This is a genomic window from Mucilaginibacter xinganensis (genome assembly GCF_002257585.1).
Classification (GTDB): domain Bacteria; phylum Bacteroidota; class Bacteroidia; order Sphingobacteriales; family Sphingobacteriaceae; genus Mucilaginibacter; species Mucilaginibacter xinganensis.
The window spans coordinates 233651-254219 of the sequence record NZ_CP022743.1 but is presented as its reverse complement, the minus strand read 5'-3'; the positions used below and the strand labels follow the sequence as shown (position 1 = coordinate 254219).

Below are 20569 nucleotides of genomic sequence, written 5' to 3'. Positions count from 1 at the left end.
GTTTTTGTTCGCCTTCAATGGTGTTAAATAAATACCCCGGGTTTTGTGCGATCTAAAAATTTAACATGTTGATGCACGCGCCAATAAATTGTACTGTTTTTAGGCGCTAACATTTGGTGCAAGTTAAATATATATGAGTGAATTTTTTCACTTCCGGTATTTCAATCAAGAACAGGGCATCTTCTTATCAACAAAAATCAATTAAAAATGACAATTCATGTTGAAAGTGTGCAATTGCAAAGACGTATCATCCACATATTGATAGCGTAGTTATACGCTTGTAAACCAACTGAATATCGTCTTTATTTGACTTGTTGTCCGGCATTATATAAATGTCTCACAAATGCCCGGATCGCATGATTTTCAAAACACACAAATTAAAAAATATGAAAAATTTTAACATTTCACTCTTTACTTTTATGGCTGCTGTCATAATTTTCACATCGTGCGGCAAAGATGGCGCAGTAGGTCCGGTAGGTCCGGCTGGTGCTGCAGGCCCCGTAGGTGCAACCGGTGCTGTGGGTGCCACAGGCGCTGACGGTACAAAAATTTACTCTGGCACTGGGGCGCCCGCAGCCACGCTGGGTGCCACCGGCGATTTCTATCTTAACACTTCAAACAGTGATTTTTATGGGCCTAAAACCAGCGGAGGATGGGGAACAGCCACCAACCTCAAAGGTGCCACCGGCGCAACGGGTGCTACTGGCGCCACCGGAGCAGCAGGAACCCCTGGCTCCCAAATCTATAGCGGCACTGCGGTACCTGCATCATCATTAGGTGCAGACGGCGATTATTATTTAAACACGGCCAATTATTTATTTTACGGACCCAAAGCAAGTGGTGCCTGGCCCGTACCTATTAATCTTAAAGGAGCCAAAGGCGACCCGGGAACAGCTAACGTGATATACTCTGATTGGTACACCCCGGCTACTTATGCAAAGACAACTATTTTTGGCACAATTAACTTCACAACTGACATTGCGGCCTTAAAAATAACACAGGATATTTTGGACAAGGGTACGGTTTTGGTATATGGCAAGCTTAACGGGTATAACCCTGTTATATGGCCTACCGACCAGGTGAGTCAATTACCCATTGCAATTAACTATATGAGTGGCACTACGCCTAACCTTGACACATGGTCAGCGCTTTGCACCTTAGGGAACGTAAGAATAAGCTTAACCAGCAGCACAAATGCTTATGGCAGCATATCAAACGCGCACCAGTTCAGGTATGTGATAATTCCGGGCGGCGTTCATACTTTAAGTGTTGTAAACCTGAAAAACTATAAAGAAGTACAGCAGGCACTGCATATAAAGGACTAATATGTAATTAGTTGTTTGTTAAATTATCATAAAGTACCGGGGGCCTGCGTCTCCGGTATTTTACTTTTTAATAAAATTCATAATAGTCGCCGTAGCCCCGGTAAGCTTCTTTACATAAGTTGTAAGTGCCTTGCCTGCGTTAGCGTAAAATATTGGATCATTAACCAGCTTGTTGGTTACCGTTATTAACTCCGCTTCGGAAGCTATGCTAAATCCCGCCTGCAGACCGATCAAATCATGAGCCTCTTTAAACTTTGAATATTCCGGCCCAAAAATTACCGGTAAGCCAAACGCTGCTGCTTCAAGCGTATTGTGAATACCTGCGCCAAAGCCACCGCCAATATAAGCAATGTCGCCATACTGATATAGCGATGACAGCATTCCAATGTTATCAATGATCAGTGTTTGTTCACCAAGAACGGGAGCATTAGCGATTTGGGAATACCTGATTGCTGAACCCGCGGGTAACAGTTGTGCAAGGCTTTTTATTTTTTCTTCACTGATCTCGTGCGGCGCAATAATAAACTTCCATTCAGGGTATTGCTTTACCAGCGTGGCTATCAGTTTTTCATCGGGTGGCCAGGTGCTGCCGGCTATAAATACTTTGTGCCCATTTTTAAATTCGTGAATAGCGGGGATACTTTTGGGCTGCTGCGCATTGGCCCATACCCTGTCAAACCGGGTATCGCCGCTTACGGTAACATTATTGATGTTAAGCTGCCGCAGCAATGCCATTGACCGCTCATCCTGCACAAAAAACCAGCGAACAAAGCCCAGCATTTGGCGGTGCAGCCCTCCATACCATTTAAAAAATACCTGCCCCGGCCTGAAAATTCCCGAGATAAGGTACAATGGAATTTCACGGTGGTGCAGCTCTTTAAAAAAATGGTACCAGTATTCATACTTGGTAAAAATGGCCATTTTGGGCTGTATGGTGGCTATAAAGTCTTTGGCGTTTTGCGGCGTATCCAGCGGTAAATAGTACACGGCATCGGCGAGAGGGGTGTTTTTTCTAATTTCGTATCCTGATGGTGAAAAAAAAGTGATTACTATTTTATTGCCGGGATATAACGTTCTCATCTGTTCCAAAACCGGCCGGCCCTGCTCAAACTCGCCAAGTGATGCAAAATGAAACCAAATACAACCGGGAAAACGTATAAGTGCTTGATTTTTTCGGCCACTTATCCAAAGTCTGGCCTTTAAGTTGAAAAAGGAAGCTAAGTAAACTGCAACGAAATATAATCTAACCCCGGTGTTATATAGTAAGCGCATTTTAAAATATGAATTATTAACTTCGCGGGGATAAATGTAGTCACAATAAAAATATTTATTTATGAAAATTGCTGTTATAGGAACGGGCTACGTAGGCCTGGTTACCGGAACGTGTTTAGCCGAAACCGGTAATGAGGTGGTGTGCGTGGACATTGTTGAAGAAAAGGTAAACAAGATGCGCGCAGGCGAAATGCCGATTTACGAACCCGGACTTGACCTTTTATTTCACCGGAATATAAAACAGGAACGATTAACATTTACAACTAACCTTGCCGAAGCTATTGCGCCAGCTAAGGTGATATTTTTAGCGCTGCCAACCCCTCCGGGTGCTGATGGCTCTGCAGACTTGAGTTATGTGCTTGGCGCAGCAAAAGATATTGCAAAAATAATTACAGAGTATAAGGTGATCGTAACCAAATCGACAGTGCCGGTTGGTACTGCTGATAAAGTTAATGCCGTAATGAAGGCCAATACCGATGTGCCTTTTGCCGTGGTTTCAAACCCTGAATTTTTGCGCGAAGGTGTTGCTGTTGAGGATTTCATGAAACCTGACAGGGTTGTTATAGGTACTATGGACGAGAAGGCCCGCCAGATAATGGGCGACCTTTATGCGCCATACGTGCGCCAGGGAAACCCTATCCTTTATATGGATGAGCGTTCATCAGAACTTACAAAATATGCTGCAAATTCGTTTTTGGCTACCAAAATTACCTTTATGAACGAGATTGCCAATATGTGCGAACTTGTTGGTGCCGATGTGGATATGGTAAGAAAGGGCGTTGGGGCTGATGCACGTATCGGTAAGCGCTTCCTATTTCCGGGTGTTGGATATGGCGGCAGCTGTTTCCCTAAAGATGTTCAGGCGCTGGCAAAATCGGCAGAAGAAAATAAATATGAGTTTAAGATCCTGAACTCGGTAATGGAAGTGAATGAAACGCAAAAGAAACGCCTGGTGGTAAAAATGCGCGAACATTATGGCCCGGGGGGCTTAAAAGGAAAAACCTTTGCCCTTTGGGGACTGGCCTTTAAACCGGAAACCGACGATATTCGCGAGGCGCCTGCCTTATATATTATTGATGAATTGCTGGCAGAAGGCGCTAAGGTGGTTGCGTATGACCCCGAAGGCATGCCAAATGTTAAAAAATTATTGGGAGATAAGATTACTTATTCGAACGACAGATATACTGCCCTTGAAGGTGCCGACGCTTTACTGATAGTAACGGAATGGCCCGTTTTCAGAACGCCGGATTTTGAGTTTATGAAAGAAAAGTTAAAAGCACCGGTAATATTTGATGGCCGTAACCTTTACGACCTTGACAGAATGAAAGATTGCGGTTTTTATTACAACAGCATCGGGCGTAAAATAGTTGGATAATGGCAGAACGTAAAAGAATATTAATAACCGGGGCAGCGGGATTTTTAGGCTCGCACTTGTGCGACAGGTTTATAGCGGAAGATTATCATGTTATCGGAATGGATAACCTGATCACCGGCGACCTGAGAAATATTGCGCATTTATTTAAACTTGAAAACTTTGAGTTTTATAATCATGATGTTTCCAAGTTTGTGTATGTACCCGGCGATTTGCATTACATCCTTCACTTTGCTTCGCCTGCGAGTCCTATTGATTATTTAAAGATCCCTATCCAGACTTTAAAAGTTGGATCGCTGGGCACACATAACCTGCTTGGGCTGGCCCGCTCAAAGAATGCGCGGATGCTGATAGCCTCAACATCTGAAGTATATGGCGATCCGAGCGTAAACCCGCAGCCTGAAGAATATTGGGGCAACGTTAACCCGGTTGGTCCGCGGGGTGTTTATGACGAGGCAAAGCGGTTCCAGGAAGCCATTACTATGGCTTATCATACCTTTCACGGCCTGGAAACCCGCATTGTGCGCATATTTAATACCTACGGGCCGCGTATGCGGCTTAATGACGGGCGTGTGTTACCTGCTTTTATAGGGCAGGCCCTGCGTGGCGAATCATTAACCATGTTTGGCGACGGTTCACAAACCCGCTCTTTTTGTTATGTTGATGATTTGGTTGAAGGTATTTACCGCTTATTATTCAGTGACTATAGTCAGCCGATGAATATTGGCAACCCGGATGAAATAACGATTCGTCAATTTGGCGAGGAGATCATTAAGCTAACCGGTACCGATCAAAAACTCATTAGCTTGCCATTGCCTACGGACGACCCTAAACAACGCCGCCCGGATATTACCAAAGCTAAAAGCATTTTAGGCTGGGAGCCAAAGGTTTCGAGAAGCGAAGGTTTGAAAATTACTTACGATTATTTTAAGTCGCTGCCTGAAAAGGAAATACAACATAAAGATTTTAAATACTTTAATAAAAACTAATGGCTAAGATATTAGTAACAGGTGGTTTAGGTTACATTGGCTCGCATACAGTGGTTGAACTGGTAAGCGCAGGGTATGAACCCATAATAATTGATGACCTTTCCAACTCAAATATCAAGATCCTTGATCAGCTGAGCAAGATCATAGGGTTTAAGCCCGCCTTTTACCAATTTGATATTTGTGATGATAAAAAGCTGGCGGAGTTTACCGCGGCTGAGCCGGACATTGATGGCATTATTCATTTTGCAGCGTTTAAAGCCGTGGGCGAATCTGTTCATAACCCGTTGAAGTATTACCGTAACAATATTTATTCACTCGTTAACTTATTGGCGGCCTATAATGGCAAACCGGTGAAGTTTGTTTTTTCATCAAGCTGCACCGTATATGGCCAGCCCGATATTTTGCCCGTTACTGAAGATGCACCGGTTAAACCGGCGCAATCGCCTTATGGCAACACCAAGCAAATAGCCGAAGAGATCTTAAAAGATGCCGTAGCTGCCGGCAATGCACAAAAAGTTGTTGCATTAAGATACTTTAACCCGGTTGGGGCGCATGAAACCGCGCTGATTGGCGAACTCCCTAACGGTGTTCCGCAAAACCTGGTGCCTTTTATAACACAAACAGCCATTGGCAAACGCGAAAAAATTACTGTTTTCGGGAATGACTATAATACCAAAGATGGCAGCTGTGTTCGCGACTATATTCATGTGGTTGACCTGGCGAAAGCGCATGTGGCCGCTTTAAAATTAATGGCTGGTGATAATTTTTCCGGTTACGATGTGTTTAACATAGGCACAGGTAATGGCAATACAGTTTTGGAAATAATAGCCGCTTTTGAAAATACTACCGGCGTAAAGCTGAATTACGAAATAGGCCCGCGCCGTAACGGAGATGTTGAAAAAGTTTGGGGCGATGTTACCAAATCGTCAAAAGTGTTGAACTGGACGGCAGCGCTGGATATTGATATTATGATGGCATCTGCCTGGGAGTGGGAGAAATATTTATCGCAAAATCCTTCGTAACTTTATAATAACTACAAACGGTTGTGAGTTGGTATTATAATCAATTGCAGCCGGCAATATATAAACTACCTAATGAAAAAGATAATTATTACGGGAGGAGCAGGGTTCATCGGGTCGCACGTGGTGCGCCGGTTTGTTAAAAATTATCCCGCTTATACCATTATTAATCTTGATAAGTTAACTTATGCCGGTAACCTGGCTAACTTAAGAGATATTGAGAATGAGCCAAACTATCGTTTTATAAAAGGCGATATTGTTGATATTGAGTTTATACAAAAGCTTTTTGCTGATGAACAACCCGATGCCGTCATACACCTGGCTGCCGAATCGCACGTGGACAGGTCAATTACTAACCCGCTTGAGTTTGTGATGACGAACGTTGTTGGTACGGTAAACCTGTTAAATACCGCACGGCAGGCCTGGAAAGGCCGATTTGACCAAACCCGGTTTTACCATGTTTCAACCGATGAAGTTTATGGCTCATTAGGTGAAACAGGGATGTTTACCGAGGCAACCGGATACGACCCGCATTCGCCCTATTCAGCTTCAAAAGCAGGATCAGACCACTTTGTGAGGGCATATCATGATACCTATGGCCTCGATGTGGTGATCTCTAACTGCTCAAATAACTACGGCTCTTTTCATTTTCCCGAAAAACTGATTCCGCTGGCTATTCATAACATTAAGCAAATGAAACCGGTGCCTGTTTACGGCAAAGGCGAGAATATTCGCGACTGGCTATGGGTTGAGGATCATGCAAGGGCGATTGACCTTATATTTCACCAAGCCAAAGCAGGATCAACCTATAATATAGGCGGACATAACGAATGGAAAAACATTGACCTGATAAAACTGTTGTGCCGGATACTTGATGGTAAACTGAACAGGAAAGCAGGAGAATCGGAAAGCCTGATTACTTTTGTGACAGACAGGGCAGGGCACGATCTGCGTTATGCCATTGATGCATCAAAACTTAAAAATGAATTGGGTTGGGTGCCTTCAATTACATTTGAAGAAGGGCTTGAAAAAACGGTGGACTGGTACCTTAATAATGAAGAGTGGCTTAATGACGTTACTTCCGGTCATTACCAGCAATATTATGTAGAGCAATATAACAACCGCTAAAAATGTTTGGCTTATTTAAGAAGAAAGAGGAAAAAAAGGACATCACCTTTGACTATAGTTCAATAATGGTTGACATGCACTCGCATGTGCTGCCTGGCATTGACGATGGCGCTCAAAACCCGCAGGAGTCTGTCTTTTTGATTAAACAAATGATGGCCATGGGGATAAAGAAAATTATTGCCACCCCGCATATAATGATTGATTATTACCGGAATACACCCGAAACCATTAACGGGGCGCTTGAGGTACTTAAGAAAGAACTGGTTAAAGAAAATATAAACATTGAGGTGCAGGCAGCTGCCGAACATTATTTTGATGAAACCTTTGAAGCCAGGGTTAACGATGGTAAGCTAATGATAATTGGTGATAATTACGTGCTTTTTGAATTTTCATTTATTAACAAGCCCAGCAACGCAATTCCTGTAATTCAACGACTTAGAGACCTTGGATTTAAGCCGATTTTGGCCCACCCAGAAAGGTATCCCTACATGGATATTGACCAGTTTAAGCAACTGCATGACTGGGGTGTTGATTTTCAATTGAACACGATATCATTAACAGGGTACTACGGGCGGGAGGCTAAAAAAATAGCCGAAGAAATGATAGACCACCAACTGATCAATTTTATATCGAGCGATATGCACCACCCGCGGCATGCCGAAGCATTAAAGCAGGCTTTAAAAATGCCGTATCTTGAAAAGGTAATGTTTGATTACCCGCTAAAGAATACCTTGTTGATGTAATTTCGGAATCAGGATGTTTGATTTCGGATTTATTTAATTTACAAACCGGGAGTTAACTGCCGGATATTTGAATAACAAATGCAGCGTACGCGCTGTATTCCTCGTACAAACCGAATTTCGGAAATTAACACTACTCGTATCTTAAGGCCTCAACAGGGTCAAGTCTCGACGCTTTTTTAGCGGGATAAAACCCGGATATTAAGCCGATAAAAGTACACAGCGCTATTGCACCGAACAGCCACCGCCAGGGTGTTACAAATGTTCCGCTAATGTTTACGGCTATCAGGTTCCCTATGGCCATCCCTAATATAATACCGCCAACGCCGCCTATTAAACAAATTACAATAGCCTCTATTAAAAACTGCTTGCGGATGATGGAAGGTGTAGCCCCCAGTGCTTTACGCAAACCTATCTCGCGTGTACGCTCCGTTACCGAAACCAGCATAATATTCATTAAACCTATAGCTGCACCAATTAAGGTGATGATACCGATGGTTGCCCCGCCAATAGTCATATAGGAGAGCTGGCCCGATAATTCCTGCTGAATAGAGTCACTTCTTTCTATTTCAAAATTATCAGGGTCGGCTACATTAAGGCTGCGAATATTTCTGAACAGGGAGGTAGCCTCGCCAATGCTGGCATCAAGTATTGCCGCGTTGCCTACCATAATGGTTATGGTAAACGAAGGGTTTGTGGTAGCTACTATCTGCTTGGCTTTTATAACCGGGATAACGCAAAACTTATCGCCTCCAAAACCAGCGCTCGATCCTTTTGATGCGAATACCCCGATTACCTTGAACTGATTGGTGCCAACAAATATCAGTTTGTTTATCGGGTCGCCGTCTTTAAAAAGCTTCTTTTTTATTTCGTTGCCAATAATAACAACGTTGGTTCCATGCTCCAGTTCTGAAGCGGAGAAATTGCGCCCAAACGCCAGTTTCTGACCGCTGGTTAATAAATAGTTTTCGTTTGATCCGCTTACCGAAATATTAGGGTTGGTTTTCTGATTGCCATATTTGGCAACTGCCGTGCCTGAAACATTTAAATTTATGGCAATAACCGCCGGCAATGTGAATTTTTTCTTCAACCTGTCGGCCTGGTCGTAACGGATGGACGGGTAAACCTTCCGGTGGCCGCCGTTTCCAAAGTTTAGGCCCTGGCCCCTGTTTTGAATGGTGAAAGAGTTTGCGCCAAGGCCCGCAAATGCATCATTGGTAAACTGCTTTACCCCTTCAATTGCCGTTAAAATACCCACCAGCGCCATAATGCCAATAGCAATAATTAAAGCGGTTAGCGAGGTGCGCAGCCTGTTGCCCGCTATTGACTGTAAGGCTATAGAAATATTTTCTTTAAAGGTGGTTTTTACGGCCATGGTTTAAAACTAACAAAAAACTTGCTGATAAGACTGTGGTACCCACTTGTTTGTTACAGCTATGCAGCAGTTAATGTTGGCGGGTTAAAAGCCCCGGAAAATTAATTACGGATTAAACCCGGCGGTTATGCCAAAGCCGAAGGTAAGCTGAAGTAAAATGTTGTGCCTTCGCCCATAATGGTTTCAAACCAAACCTTTCCGCCTGCATTTTCAATGGAGTTTTTAACAAAGGCCAGCCCGAGCCCTGTCCCCGAGCTTTTGGTGGTAAAATTGGGCTCAAAAATCTTTTCCCTTAAATTTTCAGGGATCCCGTTGCCGTTATCTTTTAAGGTAAGCAGGATGTTTTTGTTGGTTACCAGGTAGTTTATTTCAATTATTCCCATCCTGTCTGCCGGGGTAGCTTCAATGGCATTTTTTAACAGGTTATTAAAGCAGCGTAACAACTGATCGCGGTCGGCATTAATTATAAAAGGATTTTCGGGGCTTTGATAAACAATTTTAATATTGTCCATTTGTTTAAAAATAGTAACGGCCTGTGTCAATACATCAAAAACATTTATCGGCTCCAGCTTGGTATCCGGCATTTTTGCAAATGCCGAAAACTCGGAGGCGATGTTTGACAAGCTTTCTATCTGCTCAACAAATGATTTGCTGAACCGCTCAAATTTCTGATCAAACTTCGGGTCCTTATCCTTCCATGATTTATCAAGTAACTGCAATCCCAGTTTAAGCGGCGTAAGGGGATTCTTAATTTCGTGCGCTACCTGCTTCGCCATTTCGCGCCATGCGCTTTCCCGCTCGCTCTGCGCCAGTTTTTGCGCGCTCTGCTCCAGCGCAGCAATCATTTTATTATATTCCTTTACCAGCGCGCCAATCTCGTCATTCCGGTCCCAGCGAATCGGCTCGTTCTTTTTGCCATAAGTTGTTTTACTTAAGCTTAACTGGATGAAATTTAACGGCGCAGTGATCTGCCTTGCAATAATCACCGCTAACAGGCCAATGGCTATAAAAATTAAAGCATAAACATTGATCATTATATTCAATAACGATCCGATCCGTTCTTTATAATCGGCCTCATTGCTAAAATAGGGCAATTGCAAATAAGCTATTGTTTCATTTTTCGAGTTTCGCAAAGGCACATAAGCGGCTTTATAATTGAGCCTGCCAATAATTTCATCATTAACAAACTCCGAGCGTTGAAACTTACTCAAATAAATAAATGCCCGGGCATTCATCCGCCTGGATATCAGGCCTACTTCGTAAATTTTCGGCTGCGTATTGATCAGCTCCAGTCCATTGGTATCAAACAAAGTTAGGTCGGCTGAATAGGTGTTGGCAAAATCATTAAAATCAACCTGGCTTTCTTCGCTGATATTTGAAAGGTATTTACTGTAATTACTGCTTTCAAAAGCGCTTGCTATGCGGGTTATTTTTTCACGTATGGTTTTATCCTGCTGGGTTTGGTATTGTGTGCTTATAGAGAAAAAGGTGATAAAACCCACCAGTATTAGGGTGGCAACCACCGTAACAATCATTGAAAACTGGATGCGGGTTTTATATAATATCAGGTCGAAATTCATTCTGAAATTCCACTTGATCCTGTCGTTCTTAATGTTGAAAATTTTTATCCTGATCCATAGCCAGCCGCTTAGCAATATCATACAGCCAAACAGCAAAAACACCACAAAAAAGAAGGTCATTGAGGTAATGCCCAAAAACAGCATGTTTTGTTCGCGGCTAACCACAATTAAATTGCGCTCGCCCGGCTTATAAATTAAATGGTTGTAATTGGTAAAGCGTGAATACCATTCATTATTATTTCCCCTGGTGGTTTTGGTAATGTATTTATTTAACTGGCCCTGCAGGTTATTATTTTCGAGGTTATAAACGTAGGTGCCGCTTTGGGTAACCAGTTTACCATCGTTATAAAAGGCATAGGAATAGTTTTTAAATTCATCTTCCCTGGTTATCTGTCCGTCAATTAAAAGGTCTGGAAAAGAGGCATAGGTTTGCAGTGGTTTTGATTTAAGTTCTACAACTATTGTCCCCAACTTTTTATCATTTTGGGCAATCGGTAAAATGGCAAAGTAATTTTGAAATCCGAAGGATTCATTAACGCGGTAAAAGAAATCGGAAACTTTAAAGGAACTATAGAGTACCAGGTCTTTAAAAACCGCCAGCGAGTAATTTTTATCGTTTGATAACGGGCGGTCTTTTTCATCAAACTCATGTACGTTAAAATCGTACTTGGAGAGGTAGCCGTTAAAGTATAATTTCTGCAGACGGGTTTTAATATAATTTGAGCTGCGTAATGAGTCGGTAAAATATTGAGTAATAGATGGATCAGCTATTAATTGCGGACCAATTTTTTTAAATATCAAATCAGCGTTCCCATCGTCGGGCACTTCCAGTTTCTGGATAAAGGCCTTCCGGGTTTCCTTCTCTTTAACCGACTCGAAATGGTTGAGATTGATAGCGGCGATTAATGAGCAAACTAAAATAATGAATGATAGCGAAATGGCATTTATAGCGCCATTATGATACCTGTAGGCGTATGCCCTTGCTAAAACAAGTACCGCTAAAAATAAATAAAATGAGGTAAAGTCCTGGTGCCAATAAGCAATACCTGTAGCAAGAAAAAACGCTATAATTATTACCAGAGCCTTGCTTATAGCCGGGATAGGGAGCCTGTTGATTATTGTTAAATATATTTCATTTAAAAGGTAAAACAACAGGAAGCTAAAGCAAAGCATTACAACCCCTACGGCGCTATAAAAAGAAAGGTTAAGCACGTTGCTTACATCAAAGCTTATTTTTGAGTTGATAACCAGCCCGTAAAAAAGATCTAATAGTAACGTTGCAACTATAATTAGTATGGTAATGCCGGCTGCTACCAGTAAGTAACTTGCCGCTTTGCTTTTGACGTTTTTAAACAGCGGGCGCCGCTTTTGATATATAAAACTTACAAACCATGTAGTAGCTAATATATTGATGCAAAAGTCGCCGAGGGAACGGAATGCCGGGCTGGACGCATAAAGCGCCGGGTTGAAAATGGTAAGTTTATAAGTAAAATCCGGCCAGTTATACTGTAAGTTGATCCACCTCGCCAAAAAAATAAAGGCTGCTAATACAGCCAGCGCTAATACCAAAAGGCCTTTTGAAGCTATATAGTCACAAATATTATTAATCAGTACACAAAAGCAAAGCAGCGTTAACAGCCATATCGTTACCTCGTAGTAAAAAAAAGAATGGTTAACCTCACCCTGCTTTATTTTAACTGCAAACAAAAAAGAATTATTGGAGCTACGGATTTCATAAACATTTTTGTCCATAAAATCGGCTATTTCAATGTTGCTATCGGTGGTCAGATCAACAGCAAACCGGTTTTGCAGGTATTCATTTTGAAATGCGTAATTAATTTTCACCGGGATAAAAAAGATAGCCGAAAATGCACCTTCGCTCTTTTTTATGACCTCGTAATATCCATTTGATTCTTTGCGGAAAGAATACCCTTCTTTTATGGAAGCGGGGTATTTGGGGACAACTTTTACCCCGCTCCAAAAACTAAGATTATTGTTTTGCAAGGTTACAAACCAGATATTGTTTTTTGTGGTGACTTTGGTGATCAGGTCTATTGACGCCTGGGGAGAGTTTTGGAGGTGTTTTAACTTGTCAAAGCTGGCCTGGTCTTTAATAATGCCGTTAACAAAGGCTTCTTTTTTTTTAAGGTTACTTTCAAGAACCTTAGCTGTTTGGTCGAGATTGGTTACGGGTGTGTAGGTTTTACGAACAATAACTGCCGTTAAAAGTAAGCTGGCGCATAAAATAGCCAGCATTAACCGAATTTGCCCTGATTTAGCCAATGAATATTAAATAATTTCAAATGTAACCAAAATTACAGCCGGAAGTTTTTTGTCTTAAGCTTAAAGTTAAAAATAAATAACTTTAAGCTTAAGACGGGTCATTAAGAGCGCAGCAAGCGCTACTGTATGGCTGCGCTTTCAGTAGGCATGTGGCGGTCAACTTTTTTAACCAGTCCCTGCAGCACACTGCCCGGGCCAACCTCGGTAAATGAAGTTGCGCCGTCTTCCATCATGTGTTTAACGGTCTGTGTCCAGCGGACAGGCCCTGTAAGCTGGGCTATTAAGTTATGTTTTATCATTGCCGGGTCGGTATATGGTTTGGCATCAATGTTTTGATATACCGGGCAAATGGGCTCGTTAACTACGGTATTTACTATAGCGTGTTCCAGTTCAACCCTTGCGGCCTCCATTAAAGGTGAGTGAAATGCGCCGCCAACATTTAACTTAAGTGCCCGTTTTGCACCGGCGGCCGTAAGTTCTTCGCAAGCTTTATCAACTCCGGCTATAGTACCTGAAATTACCAGCTGCCCGGGGCAGTTATAATTTGCAGGCACAACAATATCACTAATGCGGTGGCAAATATCTTCAACGGTAAAGTCATCAAGTCCTATAATAGCGGCCATGGTTGATGGCTGTATCAGGCAGGCTTTTTGCATGGCATTGGCACGTGCCGCTACCAGGCGCAGGCCATCTTCAAAGGATAAAGACTTGCAGGCAACCAGTGCGGAAAATTCGCCGAGCGAGTGACCTGCCGCCATTTCCGGTTTAAAATCATCGCCCAAAACACTGGCTAAAATAACTGAATGTAAAAATATAGCCGGTTGTGTAACGTTGGTTTGCTTAAGGTCCTCATCGGTACCATCAAACATCAGGTCGGTAATGCGGAAACCAAGTATTTCATTAGCCTGTTCAAATAAGGCACGTGCCTGTTCCGATTTTTCGTACAGGTCTTTACCCATACCAACAAACTGGGCACCTTGCCCCGGGAATATGTATGCTTTCATGCTAGAGACTAGAGATTTGTTAATTAGAGATTAGTTGATTTTGACAGATTAGAAATTTGTTAATTAAAGATTAGCTATATCAAATTTAGACATAACCTATAAAAAAACTAATCTCTAATCACTGATTTTTAGTCCTTAGCCCAACTTTGCTGAGATAAGGTTTAAAAATTCCGTTCTTGTTTTTTCTTTTAAAAATTCGCCTGTAAATGCTGATGTGGTGGTAACCGAGTTTTGTTTTTGAACGCCGCGCATGCTCATGCAAAGGTGGCGGCACTCAATAACTATACCTACGCCCCAGGGGTTTAAGGTATCCTGGATACAATCGCGGATCTCGTTGGTGAGCCTTTCCTGTACCTGCAGGCGCCTTGCAAAAACGTCAACCACGCGCGGAATTTTACTTAAGCCCACTACGTGCCCATTAGGAATGTATGCCACGTGCGCTTTTCCGAAGAAAGGCAGCATGTGGTGTTCGCACATGGAATATACTTCAATATCTTTCACTATAACCATCTGGCTGTAATCCTCCTTAAACATTGCTGAATTAAGGATCTGTTTCGCGTCCAGATCGTACCCCTGCGTTAAATACAGCAAGGCTTTGGCCACGCGCTCAGGTGTTTTTAACAAGCCTTCGCGTTCGGGGTTTTCGCCAATTTGCTTTAAAACTTCGAGGTAATTACCAGAGAGGCCGGCAATCAGATCGGGGTTATAACGGTCTATTTTTACATAGCCGTCAATGCCTTCATCCCTGTCGGGGATATGGTTTTCGTTACTCATGTTCCAGGATTAATCACCAAAATATTCCGCAGAATTATTTTCGGTTTCGTAAAGTTTAACTGAATGCAGAAATACGCCTTCGTTTGCTTCTATCGGCGCTTTTAACTGGTTAAAGATCTCGATGCAAAGCAACTCGGTAGATGCCATTTTGCCGGCCATAAAATCAACATCTTTGTTCAGGTTTTTATGATCCAGCTTCTCGATCACATAATCGTTAATGATCACTTTCAGGTCCTTTAAATCAATAAGATAACCGGTTGCATGGGTGATCTCGCCTTTTACGGTAACCAGCAAATTGTAATTATGCCCATGCCAGTTTGGATTGGCGCATTTGCCAAAAACTTCAGCATTTTGTTCGTCGCTCCACTCCTCGCGGTACATCCGGTGCGCCGCATTAAAGTGTTCTTTGCGTGTAATATGTATCATCATAACAAATAATGGTGCAAATATACAAAACAAAATCAGGCGTTATGGTTTATCTTAGCTGTCAAAAAAAAGCAATATGCGAATATTGATTGTTGTGGCTACGGAAGCAGAAGTTGCACCCTTGATCTCGGAATTCCGAATTCCGGCACCGGAGCCGGAAGAGGCCGGGGCCGGATGCCAGCCGCTAACGGCCGATTGCCAGCTCCTCACAACCGGTGTTGGTATGGTCGCTACAGCATTTGCATTGGGTCGGCATTTATCGGCAAACAAATACGACCTGGTACTTAATCTCGGCATTGCAGGCAGCTTTGACCGAAATATTGCTTTGGGCGATGTGGTAGAAGTAACCGAAGATACCTTTGCAGAGTTAGGTGCTGAAGATGATATGAATTTCCTGCCGATTGCTGACATGGGTTTCGGCGAGGCTACCTGGTACCCTTCAAAAAAGCTGGCCGACCTTTACAACCTCTTTAATACATTCAATCTGCCACAGGCAAAAGCGATAACTGTAAATACCGTTCATGGCAATGAGGCATCTATTCAAAACGTGGCCGAAAGGTTAAGCCCACAGATAGAAAGCATGGAAGGCGCTGCTGTGTTTTACGCCTGTAAACAGTTTGATATGCCTTGTATGCAGATCAGGGCTGTGTCAAATTACGTGGAAAAACGCAACCGCGCCAACTGGAACATAGGGCTCGCCATAAAAAATCTGAATACCTTTGCTGTTGAATTTTTAAAGCTGTATGCGTGAGGAGTTGATTGAGTTGGATTGAGTTGATTAGGTGAGTGGTTTTTTGTCTGCTTAATCAACTCAATCCAACTCAATCCAACTCAATCCAACTCAATCTAACTTAATCAACTTAATACATGAAACTATCCCTCGGCTTTTCGCCCTGCCCTAACGATACCTTTATTTTTGATGCCATGATCCATCATAAAATAGACACGGAAGGCCTGGACTTCGAAGTGTTTTATGATGACGTGGAAACCCTGAACCAGAAAGCCATGCGCGGTGAGCTTGACATTACTAAGCTCAGCTACCATGCCTTTGCCTACGTTGCCGATAAATATGTTTTGATGGACGCTGGCAGCGCGCTGGGTTTTGGTGTTGGTCCGCTTTTGATCTGTAAAGATGACCCCGAACAATTAGTCTCTGATCTCCGCTCGCTAACTGCTAATCCTAAAATTGGCATTCCCGGCAAATACACCACCGCCAACTTTCTTTTAGGGACCGCATTTCCCAATGCAATCAATAAGGTTGAGCTGGTGTTTTCGGACATTGAAAATGCAGTGTTGGAAGGCCGGGTTGATATTGGCCTTATCATCCACGAAAATCGTTTTACCTACCAGGACAAGGGCCTCAAAAAAATTATTGACCTTGGCGACTACTGGGAAAAGGAAACCGGCTGCGCTATTCCGCTGGGCGGCATTGTTACCAACCGTAAGTTGCCGGCCGAAGTTCAGCATAAAATAAACCGGGTGATCCGCCGGTCGGTTGAATTTGCTTTTGAAAACCCAAAATCTGGCCTTGAGTTTATCCGTTCGCATGCGCAGGAGATGAGCGAGGAAGTGATGTATAAGCATATTGAGCTGTATGTAAATAAGTATTCCGTAGATTTGGGCAATGAAGGGAGAAAGGCGATCAGGCTGCTTTTTGATAAAGCGCTCGAAAACCACATTATCCCGGAGGTTAAGGAAGACATATTTTTGTCTGAACCGGGATTAAAAGAGAAATAATTAGTGAAATCGACCTATACAAGAATAGAAGAATTTGCCGAAGGCCAGCTACTGCTGGTAAATAAGCCGTATAACTGGACCAGTTTTGATGTGGTAGGAAAGATCCGCAATTCCTTTAAACCATTAAAGCTTAAAGTTGGGCATGCCGGAACGCTTGATCCGCTGGCTACCGGGCTGCTTATTATCTGTACCGGCAAAATGACCAAACAGATTGATACCTTTCAGGCGCAGGAAAAGGAATACACCGGCACCATGATACTGGGTGAAACCACGCCCTCCTACGATATGGAAACCGAAGCGGATCAGAAATTTGACATCAGCCATATTACCGGGCAACAAATTAAAGATACCTGCGCACAATTTTTAGGCGAAATAGGACAATACCCGCCGGCGCATTCGGCTATAAAAATTGACGGCGAGCGCCTTTATGAAAAAGCCCGTCGCGGCGAAGAGGTGGAGTTAAGGCTGCGCACCGTTACCATAACTGAATTTGAGATAACCGGCATCAGCCTGCCCGAAGTAAATTTCAGGGTGGTATGCAGCAAGGGCACGTACATTCGCTCACTGGTAAACGACTTTGGCAAGGCGCTGAATAACGGTGCGTTCCTTTCAACGCTAAGGCGTACGCGCAGCGGCGATTACAAAGTTGACGATGCCTGGGAAGTAATGGAACTGGTAAACACAATAAGAGAATTGAAAGTGATCTCACCCGTTATAGAATAATGATTTCACAAATTGATAAATGAAAATCTACCATAATATTGATGAATTTACGCGGTTAAGCAACGCGGTAGTTACCATTGGTACTTTTGATGGCGTACACACCGGGCACCGGAAGATAATTGCTGATTTAAAAAAGCTTGCCGCCGATACCGGGGGCGAGACGGTGCTGCTTACCTTTTTTCCTCATCCGCGAATGATATTGCATCCCGAGGATGAGAGCATAAAAATGATCAACACCATTGATGAAAAGGCTGCAATGCTGGAAGAGCTGGGGATAGATCACCTGATCATTACGCCCTTCTCGCGCGATTTTTCAAATCAAACTGCCGAAGAATATATCCGCGATGTGCTGGTGAATAAGATCGGTACCAAAACCATTGTGATTGGGTACGATCACCGCTTTGGTAAGGACAGGCAGGGCGGGCTTAACGACCTGTTGCGCCTGGGGCCTGTATATGGCTTTAACGTGGTTGAAATTCCGGAGCAGGATATTTACGAGGTAGCCATCAGCTCCACAAGGGTAAGGGAGGCATTGCTGAATGGCGCAATTGAGCTGGCCAACACTTTTTTAAGTTATCCTTTTTTTATAACCGGGAATGTTGTCCGCGGCGACCAGATCGGAAGGACCATCGGCTATCCGACAGCTAATATTGTAATTGACGAAAAATATAAACTGATCCCGCTCGATGGTATTTTTGCTGTAAAGGTTAAAACAGGCAACGAGGTGCATAAAGGGATGGCTTACATTGGCAGTCGCCCTACCGTTAACGGGCATACCCGCAATATAGAAGTGAATATTTTTGACTTCGATAAGGAAATTTACAATCAGCAGATCCGCATGGAGTTTCACAATTTTGTACGCGATGATATGAAGTTTGATTCACTCGACGCATTAAAAGAGCAGATAAGGAAAGATAAGCTGGATGTGGTGGCATTGTTGGGGGACGAGTAGGCTATACTCCGTAGCGGATTTGGTATTCAGCTCTTTATGTGGTTTAATATTTTGAATATCGCAATAGTTATTTAACTTGCAGGTAATACCATGGTCTATGGACCAATGACTATGGAATAAATATGGCTAAACTTAACTTAGATAAACAGGAAAGCGAATTCTTAAGCCGATCCATTAAATACTGGGAGGATGAGCAGTTAATTGATGCCGGCGTAGCCGAAAGCCTGCGCAGCTCCTACGAAGTTAAGGGGTTCGACTGGATGCGGCTGGCAAAATATTCGTTTTGGATAGCCCTGTTCTGCGGCGTCATAGCGGTTGGCTCCCTGATAATTGATGACAAGGTAATCACCTGGCTTAAAAAACTATATTACACACCCGATATTGCCATTAGCATCCTGGCAGGTATTGTTGCGGTGCCGCTGTTTTATTTTGGCAGGCGCTGGCAAAATAAATATCCCGAAAAGGTTTTCAGTAACGAGGCTATTATCTTCACGGGTGTGTTGTTCACTGCATGCTGTATAGCGTACCTGGGGAAATCGCTTGATAACGGCTCGGGCCATTATTCGCTATTATTCCTGCTTTCGGTATTTGTTTACGGTGCCTTAGGCTGGCAAATGGATTCGCGGCTTATCTGGCTCTTTGCCCTGGTATCATTAGGCAGCTGGTTCGGCACCGAAACAGGTTATCAAACCCGGTGGAGCGATTATTTTTTGGGAATGAACTACCCGTTAAGATTTGTGCTGTTTGGCCTGGTATTATTAAGCAGTATTTACCTGTTAAAAAACCGTAAGTGGTTTGATCGTTTTTGGGAACTTACCTACGTGGTGGGGATGCTTTACCTTTTTATGTCGCTGTGGTTACTAAGTATTTTTGGCAATTTAGGAAGTATTGACAGCTGGTGGCACATCCGGCAGGTGAGCTTGTTTTACTGGGGGATCATTTCCGCAGCCGTAGCCGCAGGGTTTTTATTTTACGGCTTAAAGACCAAGGATGTAATTGCCCGCGAGTTTGGCATCACCTTTCTGCTCATTTTTATCTATACCAAATACTTCGAGTACTTTTGGGACCATACCAACAAAACCTTGTTCTTCGCCATACTGGGCGCATCATTCTGGCTGATTGGGCGGAAAGCCGAAAGGATCTGGAATGTCAAAAAAGTTCATGGCTAATGGTACCTTTAGCTATTCATCACCAATTTTGGCTGCGAACCGCGAACTACCCCCGGTGAACCGACAATAAATATACCTGTTTAATAATGTGATATGCCGCAAAGGCAAAGAAAAGGATGGCGATACTGGTATTCACCAGCCGGGTGCTTAAGGCGAACTTGCTTTGAATATACTGGGCAAACTTTGCATAAAGGAACAGTGCAAGAAATGCACCTGCTGCCGCACCTATACTAAAAATCACTAAAGCTAATTTCCCGTCTTCAATCCATTGATGGGTAATGAGGTACGTTCCGGTGATCATCCAGAATGGAACCTGCATGGGGTTTAAAAAACCAAGCAGGATGCCGTACCTGATACTTTCGCGGTCGGAGTAGTTTGTTTCGGGTGGTTTTTTGCGATTGATCCATGTGATGGCACCCATCACACCAAACAGCACCACCATCACCCAATCAATAATGGTATCCAGCTTTACCTCTGCACTGAGCCATTTGTCAGCGTGCATAATGAAGTAGGTAAAAAAGAATTCAACAGCAGAAAAGGAAATGATAAACATGAGCGCCTGCTTCATGCCCCGGTTTATGGTAATCTGTACCAGGGTAAGGTTAATATTCCCCGGCGGGATATAACCGATAAAGTTTGCTATCAACCCGATAAAAAATGTTAAAAATATCATCGTTTAAAAATAGCGGTGTTTTTATTTG

General features: G+C 43.1%; 18 protein-coding genes. 11 read left to right on the top strand and 7 right to left on the bottom strand.

Annotated elements, in window-relative coordinates; translation table 11 throughout:
* Window positions 1-386: 386 nt before the first annotated feature.
* Window positions 387-1325, top strand: coding sequence for a collagen-like protein (locus MuYL_RS01145; protein ID WP_157740530.1), 939 nt, complete (start codon window positions 387-389; stop codon window positions 1323-1325).
* A gap of 60 nt (window positions 1326-1385) precedes the next feature.
* On the opposite strand, the gene MuYL_RS01140 is transcribed toward MuYL_RS01145, so the two are convergent.
* Window positions 1386-2597, bottom strand: a complete 1212-nt coding sequence (locus tag MuYL_RS01140) for a 3-deoxy-D-manno-octulosonic acid transferase (protein WP_094568780.1) — start codon at window positions 2595-2597, stop codon at window positions 1386-1388.
* Window positions 2598-2658: 61 nt separating this feature from the next.
* On the opposite strand from MuYL_RS01140, the gene MuYL_RS01135 reads away from it, so the two are divergent.
* The 5 genes from MuYL_RS01135 (at window position 2659) to MuYL_RS01115 (ending at window position 7848) form a co-directional block, all read left to right on the top strand.
* Window positions 2659-3972, top strand: coding sequence for a UDP-glucose dehydrogenase family protein (locus tag MuYL_RS01135; protein WP_094568779.1), 1314 nt, complete (start codon window positions 2659-2661; stop codon window positions 3970-3972).
* Window positions 3972-4958, top strand: a complete 987-nt coding sequence (locus tag MuYL_RS01130) for a UDP-glucuronic acid decarboxylase family protein (protein WP_094568778.1) — start codon at window positions 3972-3974, stop codon at window positions 4956-4958. The genes MuYL_RS01135 and MuYL_RS01130 overlap by 1 nt, the downstream gene beginning before the upstream one ends.
* On the top strand, window positions 4958-5980 hold the full coding sequence (gene galE, locus MuYL_RS01125) for a UDP-glucose 4-epimerase GalE (RefSeq protein ID WP_094568777.1): 1023 nt from the start codon (window positions 4958-4960) through the stop codon (window positions 5978-5980). Before MuYL_RS01130 ends, galE begins: the two co-directional genes overlap by 1 nt.
* 72 nt (window positions 5981-6052) lie before the next feature.
* Window positions 6053-7105, top strand: coding sequence for a dTDP-glucose 4,6-dehydratase (rfbB, locus tag MuYL_RS01120; RefSeq protein WP_094568776.1), 1053 nt, complete (start codon window positions 6053-6055; stop codon window positions 7103-7105).
* A 2-nt stretch (window positions 7106-7107) separates the two neighbouring features.
* Window positions 7108-7848, top strand: coding sequence for a tyrosine-protein phosphatase (locus MuYL_RS01115; protein WP_094568775.1), 741 nt, complete (start codon window positions 7108-7110; stop codon window positions 7846-7848).
* A gap of 130 nt (window positions 7849-7978) precedes the next feature.
* Here the strand turns inward: MuYL_RS01115 and MuYL_RS01110 are convergent, their stop codons facing one another.
* From MuYL_RS01110 to MuYL_RS01090, 5 genes are all read right to left on the bottom strand, one after another.
* Window positions 7979-9220 carry an ABC transporter permease gene (locus tag MuYL_RS01110; RefSeq protein WP_094568774.1) on the bottom strand — a complete coding sequence of 414 codons (1242 nt, stop codon included), beginning with the start codon at window positions 9218-9220 and terminating at the stop codon, window positions 7979-7981.
* A gap of 125 nt (window positions 9221-9345) precedes the next feature.
* Window positions 9346-13056, bottom strand: a complete 3711-nt coding sequence (locus MuYL_RS01105; protein ID WP_094568773.1) for a sensor histidine kinase — start codon at window positions 13054-13056, stop codon at window positions 9346-9348.
* A gap of 146 nt (window positions 13057-13202) precedes the next feature.
* Window positions 13203-14087 (bottom strand): ACP S-malonyltransferase, encoded by an 885-nt coding sequence (gene fabD / locus MuYL_RS01100; protein WP_094568772.1) that lies wholly within the window; start codon window positions 14085-14087, stop codon window positions 13203-13205.
* A gap of 135 nt (window positions 14088-14222) precedes the next feature.
* Window positions 14223-14861, bottom strand: a complete 639-nt coding sequence (folE, locus tag MuYL_RS01095) for a GTP cyclohydrolase I FolE (RefSeq protein WP_094568771.1) — start codon at window positions 14859-14861, stop codon at window positions 14223-14225.
* A gap of 9 nt (window positions 14862-14870) precedes the next feature.
* The gene (locus tag MuYL_RS01090) at window positions 14871-15287 is read right to left on the bottom strand and encodes a 6-pyruvoyl trahydropterin synthase family protein (protein WP_094568770.1); all 417 of its coding nucleotides are present in this window, start codon (window positions 15285-15287) and stop codon (window positions 14871-14873) included.
* Between the two features lie 76 nt (window positions 15288-15363).
* Between MuYL_RS01090 and mqnB the strand changes: the two genes are divergently transcribed.
* The 5 genes from mqnB (at window position 15364) to MuYL_RS01065 (ending at window position 19868) form a co-directional block, all read left to right on the top strand.
* On the top strand, window positions 15364-16038 hold the full coding sequence (gene mqnB / locus MuYL_RS01085) for a futalosine hydrolase (RefSeq protein ID WP_094568769.1): 675 nt from the start codon (window positions 15364-15366) through the stop codon (window positions 16036-16038).
* 116 nt (window positions 16039-16154) lie between these two features.
* On the top strand, window positions 16155-17024 hold the full coding sequence (locus MuYL_RS01080) for a menaquinone biosynthesis family protein (protein WP_094568768.1): 870 nt from the start codon (window positions 16155-16157) through the stop codon (window positions 17022-17024).
* Window positions 17025-17027: 3 nt separating this feature from the next.
* Entirely contained in the window at window positions 17028-17747 is a 720-nt protein-coding gene (gene truB, locus MuYL_RS01075) for a tRNA pseudouridine(55) synthase TruB (protein WP_094568767.1), read from the top strand.
* A gap of 19 nt (window positions 17748-17766) precedes the next feature.
* Window positions 17767-18699, top strand: a complete 933-nt coding sequence (locus MuYL_RS01070) for a bifunctional riboflavin kinase/FAD synthetase (RefSeq protein ID WP_094568766.1) — start codon at window positions 17767-17769, stop codon at window positions 18697-18699.
* Window positions 18700-18821: 122 nt separating this feature from the next.
* Window positions 18822-19868, top strand: a complete 1047-nt coding sequence (locus MuYL_RS01065) for a DUF2157 domain-containing protein (protein ID WP_094568765.1) — start codon at window positions 18822-18824, stop codon at window positions 19866-19868.
* 46 nt (window positions 19869-19914) lie between these two features.
* Here MuYL_RS01065 and MuYL_RS01060 read toward each other — a convergent pair whose 3' ends face one another.
* Window positions 19915-20541 (bottom strand): LysE family transporter, encoded by a 627-nt coding sequence (locus tag MuYL_RS01060; RefSeq protein WP_094568764.1) that lies wholly within the window; start codon window positions 20539-20541, stop codon window positions 19915-19917.
* Between the last annotated feature and the right edge of the window lie 28 nt (window positions 20542-20569).

What these genes read in the sequence shown, in the direction of transcription:
- MuYL_RS01145 (WP_157740530.1), top strand. Translation starts at nt 387, where the DNA reads ATGAAAAATTTTAACATTTCACTCTTTACTTTTATGGCTGCTGTCATA.
- MuYL_RS01140 (WP_094568780.1), bottom strand. Translation starts at nt 2,597, where the DNA reads ATGCGCTTACTATATAACACCGGGGTTAGATTATATTTCGTTGCAGTT.
- MuYL_RS01135 (WP_094568779.1), top strand. Translation starts at nt 2,659, where the DNA reads ATGAAAATTGCTGTTATAGGAACGGGCTACGTAGGCCTGGTTACCGGA.
- MuYL_RS01130 (WP_094568778.1), top strand. Translation starts at nt 3,972, where the DNA reads ATGGCAGAACGTAAAAGAATATTAATAACCGGGGCAGCGGGATTTTTA.
- galE (WP_094568777.1), top strand. Translation starts at nt 4,958, where the DNA reads ATGGCTAAGATATTAGTAACAGGTGGTTTAGGTTACATTGGCTCGCAT.
- rfbB (WP_094568776.1), top strand. Translation starts at nt 6,053, where the DNA reads ATGAAAAAGATAATTATTACGGGAGGAGCAGGGTTCATCGGGTCGCAC.
- MuYL_RS01115 (WP_094568775.1), top strand. Translation starts at nt 7,108, where the DNA reads ATGTTTGGCTTATTTAAGAAGAAAGAGGAAAAAAAGGACATCACCTTT.
- MuYL_RS01110 (WP_094568774.1), bottom strand. Translation starts at nt 9,220, where the DNA reads ATGGCCGTAAAAACCACCTTTAAAGAAAATATTTCTATAGCCTTACAG.
- MuYL_RS01105 (WP_094568773.1), bottom strand. Translation starts at nt 13,056, where the DNA reads ATGCTGGCTATTTTATGCGCCAGCTTACTTTTAACGGCAGTTATTGTT.
- fabD (WP_094568772.1), bottom strand. Translation starts at nt 14,087, where the DNA reads ATGAAAGCATACATATTCCCGGGGCAAGGTGCCCAGTTTGTTGGTATG.
- folE (WP_094568771.1), bottom strand. Translation starts at nt 14,861, where the DNA reads ATGAGTAACGAAAACCATATCCCCGACAGGGATGAAGGCATTGACGGC.
- MuYL_RS01090 (WP_094568770.1), bottom strand. Translation starts at nt 15,287, where the DNA reads ATGATACATATTACACGCAAAGAACACTTTAATGCGGCGCACCGGATG.
- mqnB (WP_094568769.1), top strand. Translation starts at nt 15,364, where the DNA reads ATGCGAATATTGATTGTTGTGGCTACGGAAGCAGAAGTTGCACCCTTG.
- MuYL_RS01080 (WP_094568768.1), top strand. Translation starts at nt 16,155, where the DNA reads ATGAAACTATCCCTCGGCTTTTCGCCCTGCCCTAACGATACCTTTATT.
- MuYL_RS01070 (WP_094568766.1), top strand. Translation starts at nt 17,767, where the DNA reads ATGAAAATCTACCATAATATTGATGAATTTACGCGGTTAAGCAACGCG.
- MuYL_RS01065 (WP_094568765.1), top strand. Translation starts at nt 18,822, where the DNA reads ATGGCTAAACTTAACTTAGATAAACAGGAAAGCGAATTCTTAAGCCGA.
- MuYL_RS01060 (WP_094568764.1), bottom strand. Translation starts at nt 20,541, where the DNA reads ATGATATTTTTAACATTTTTTATCGGGTTGATAGCAAACTTTATCGGT.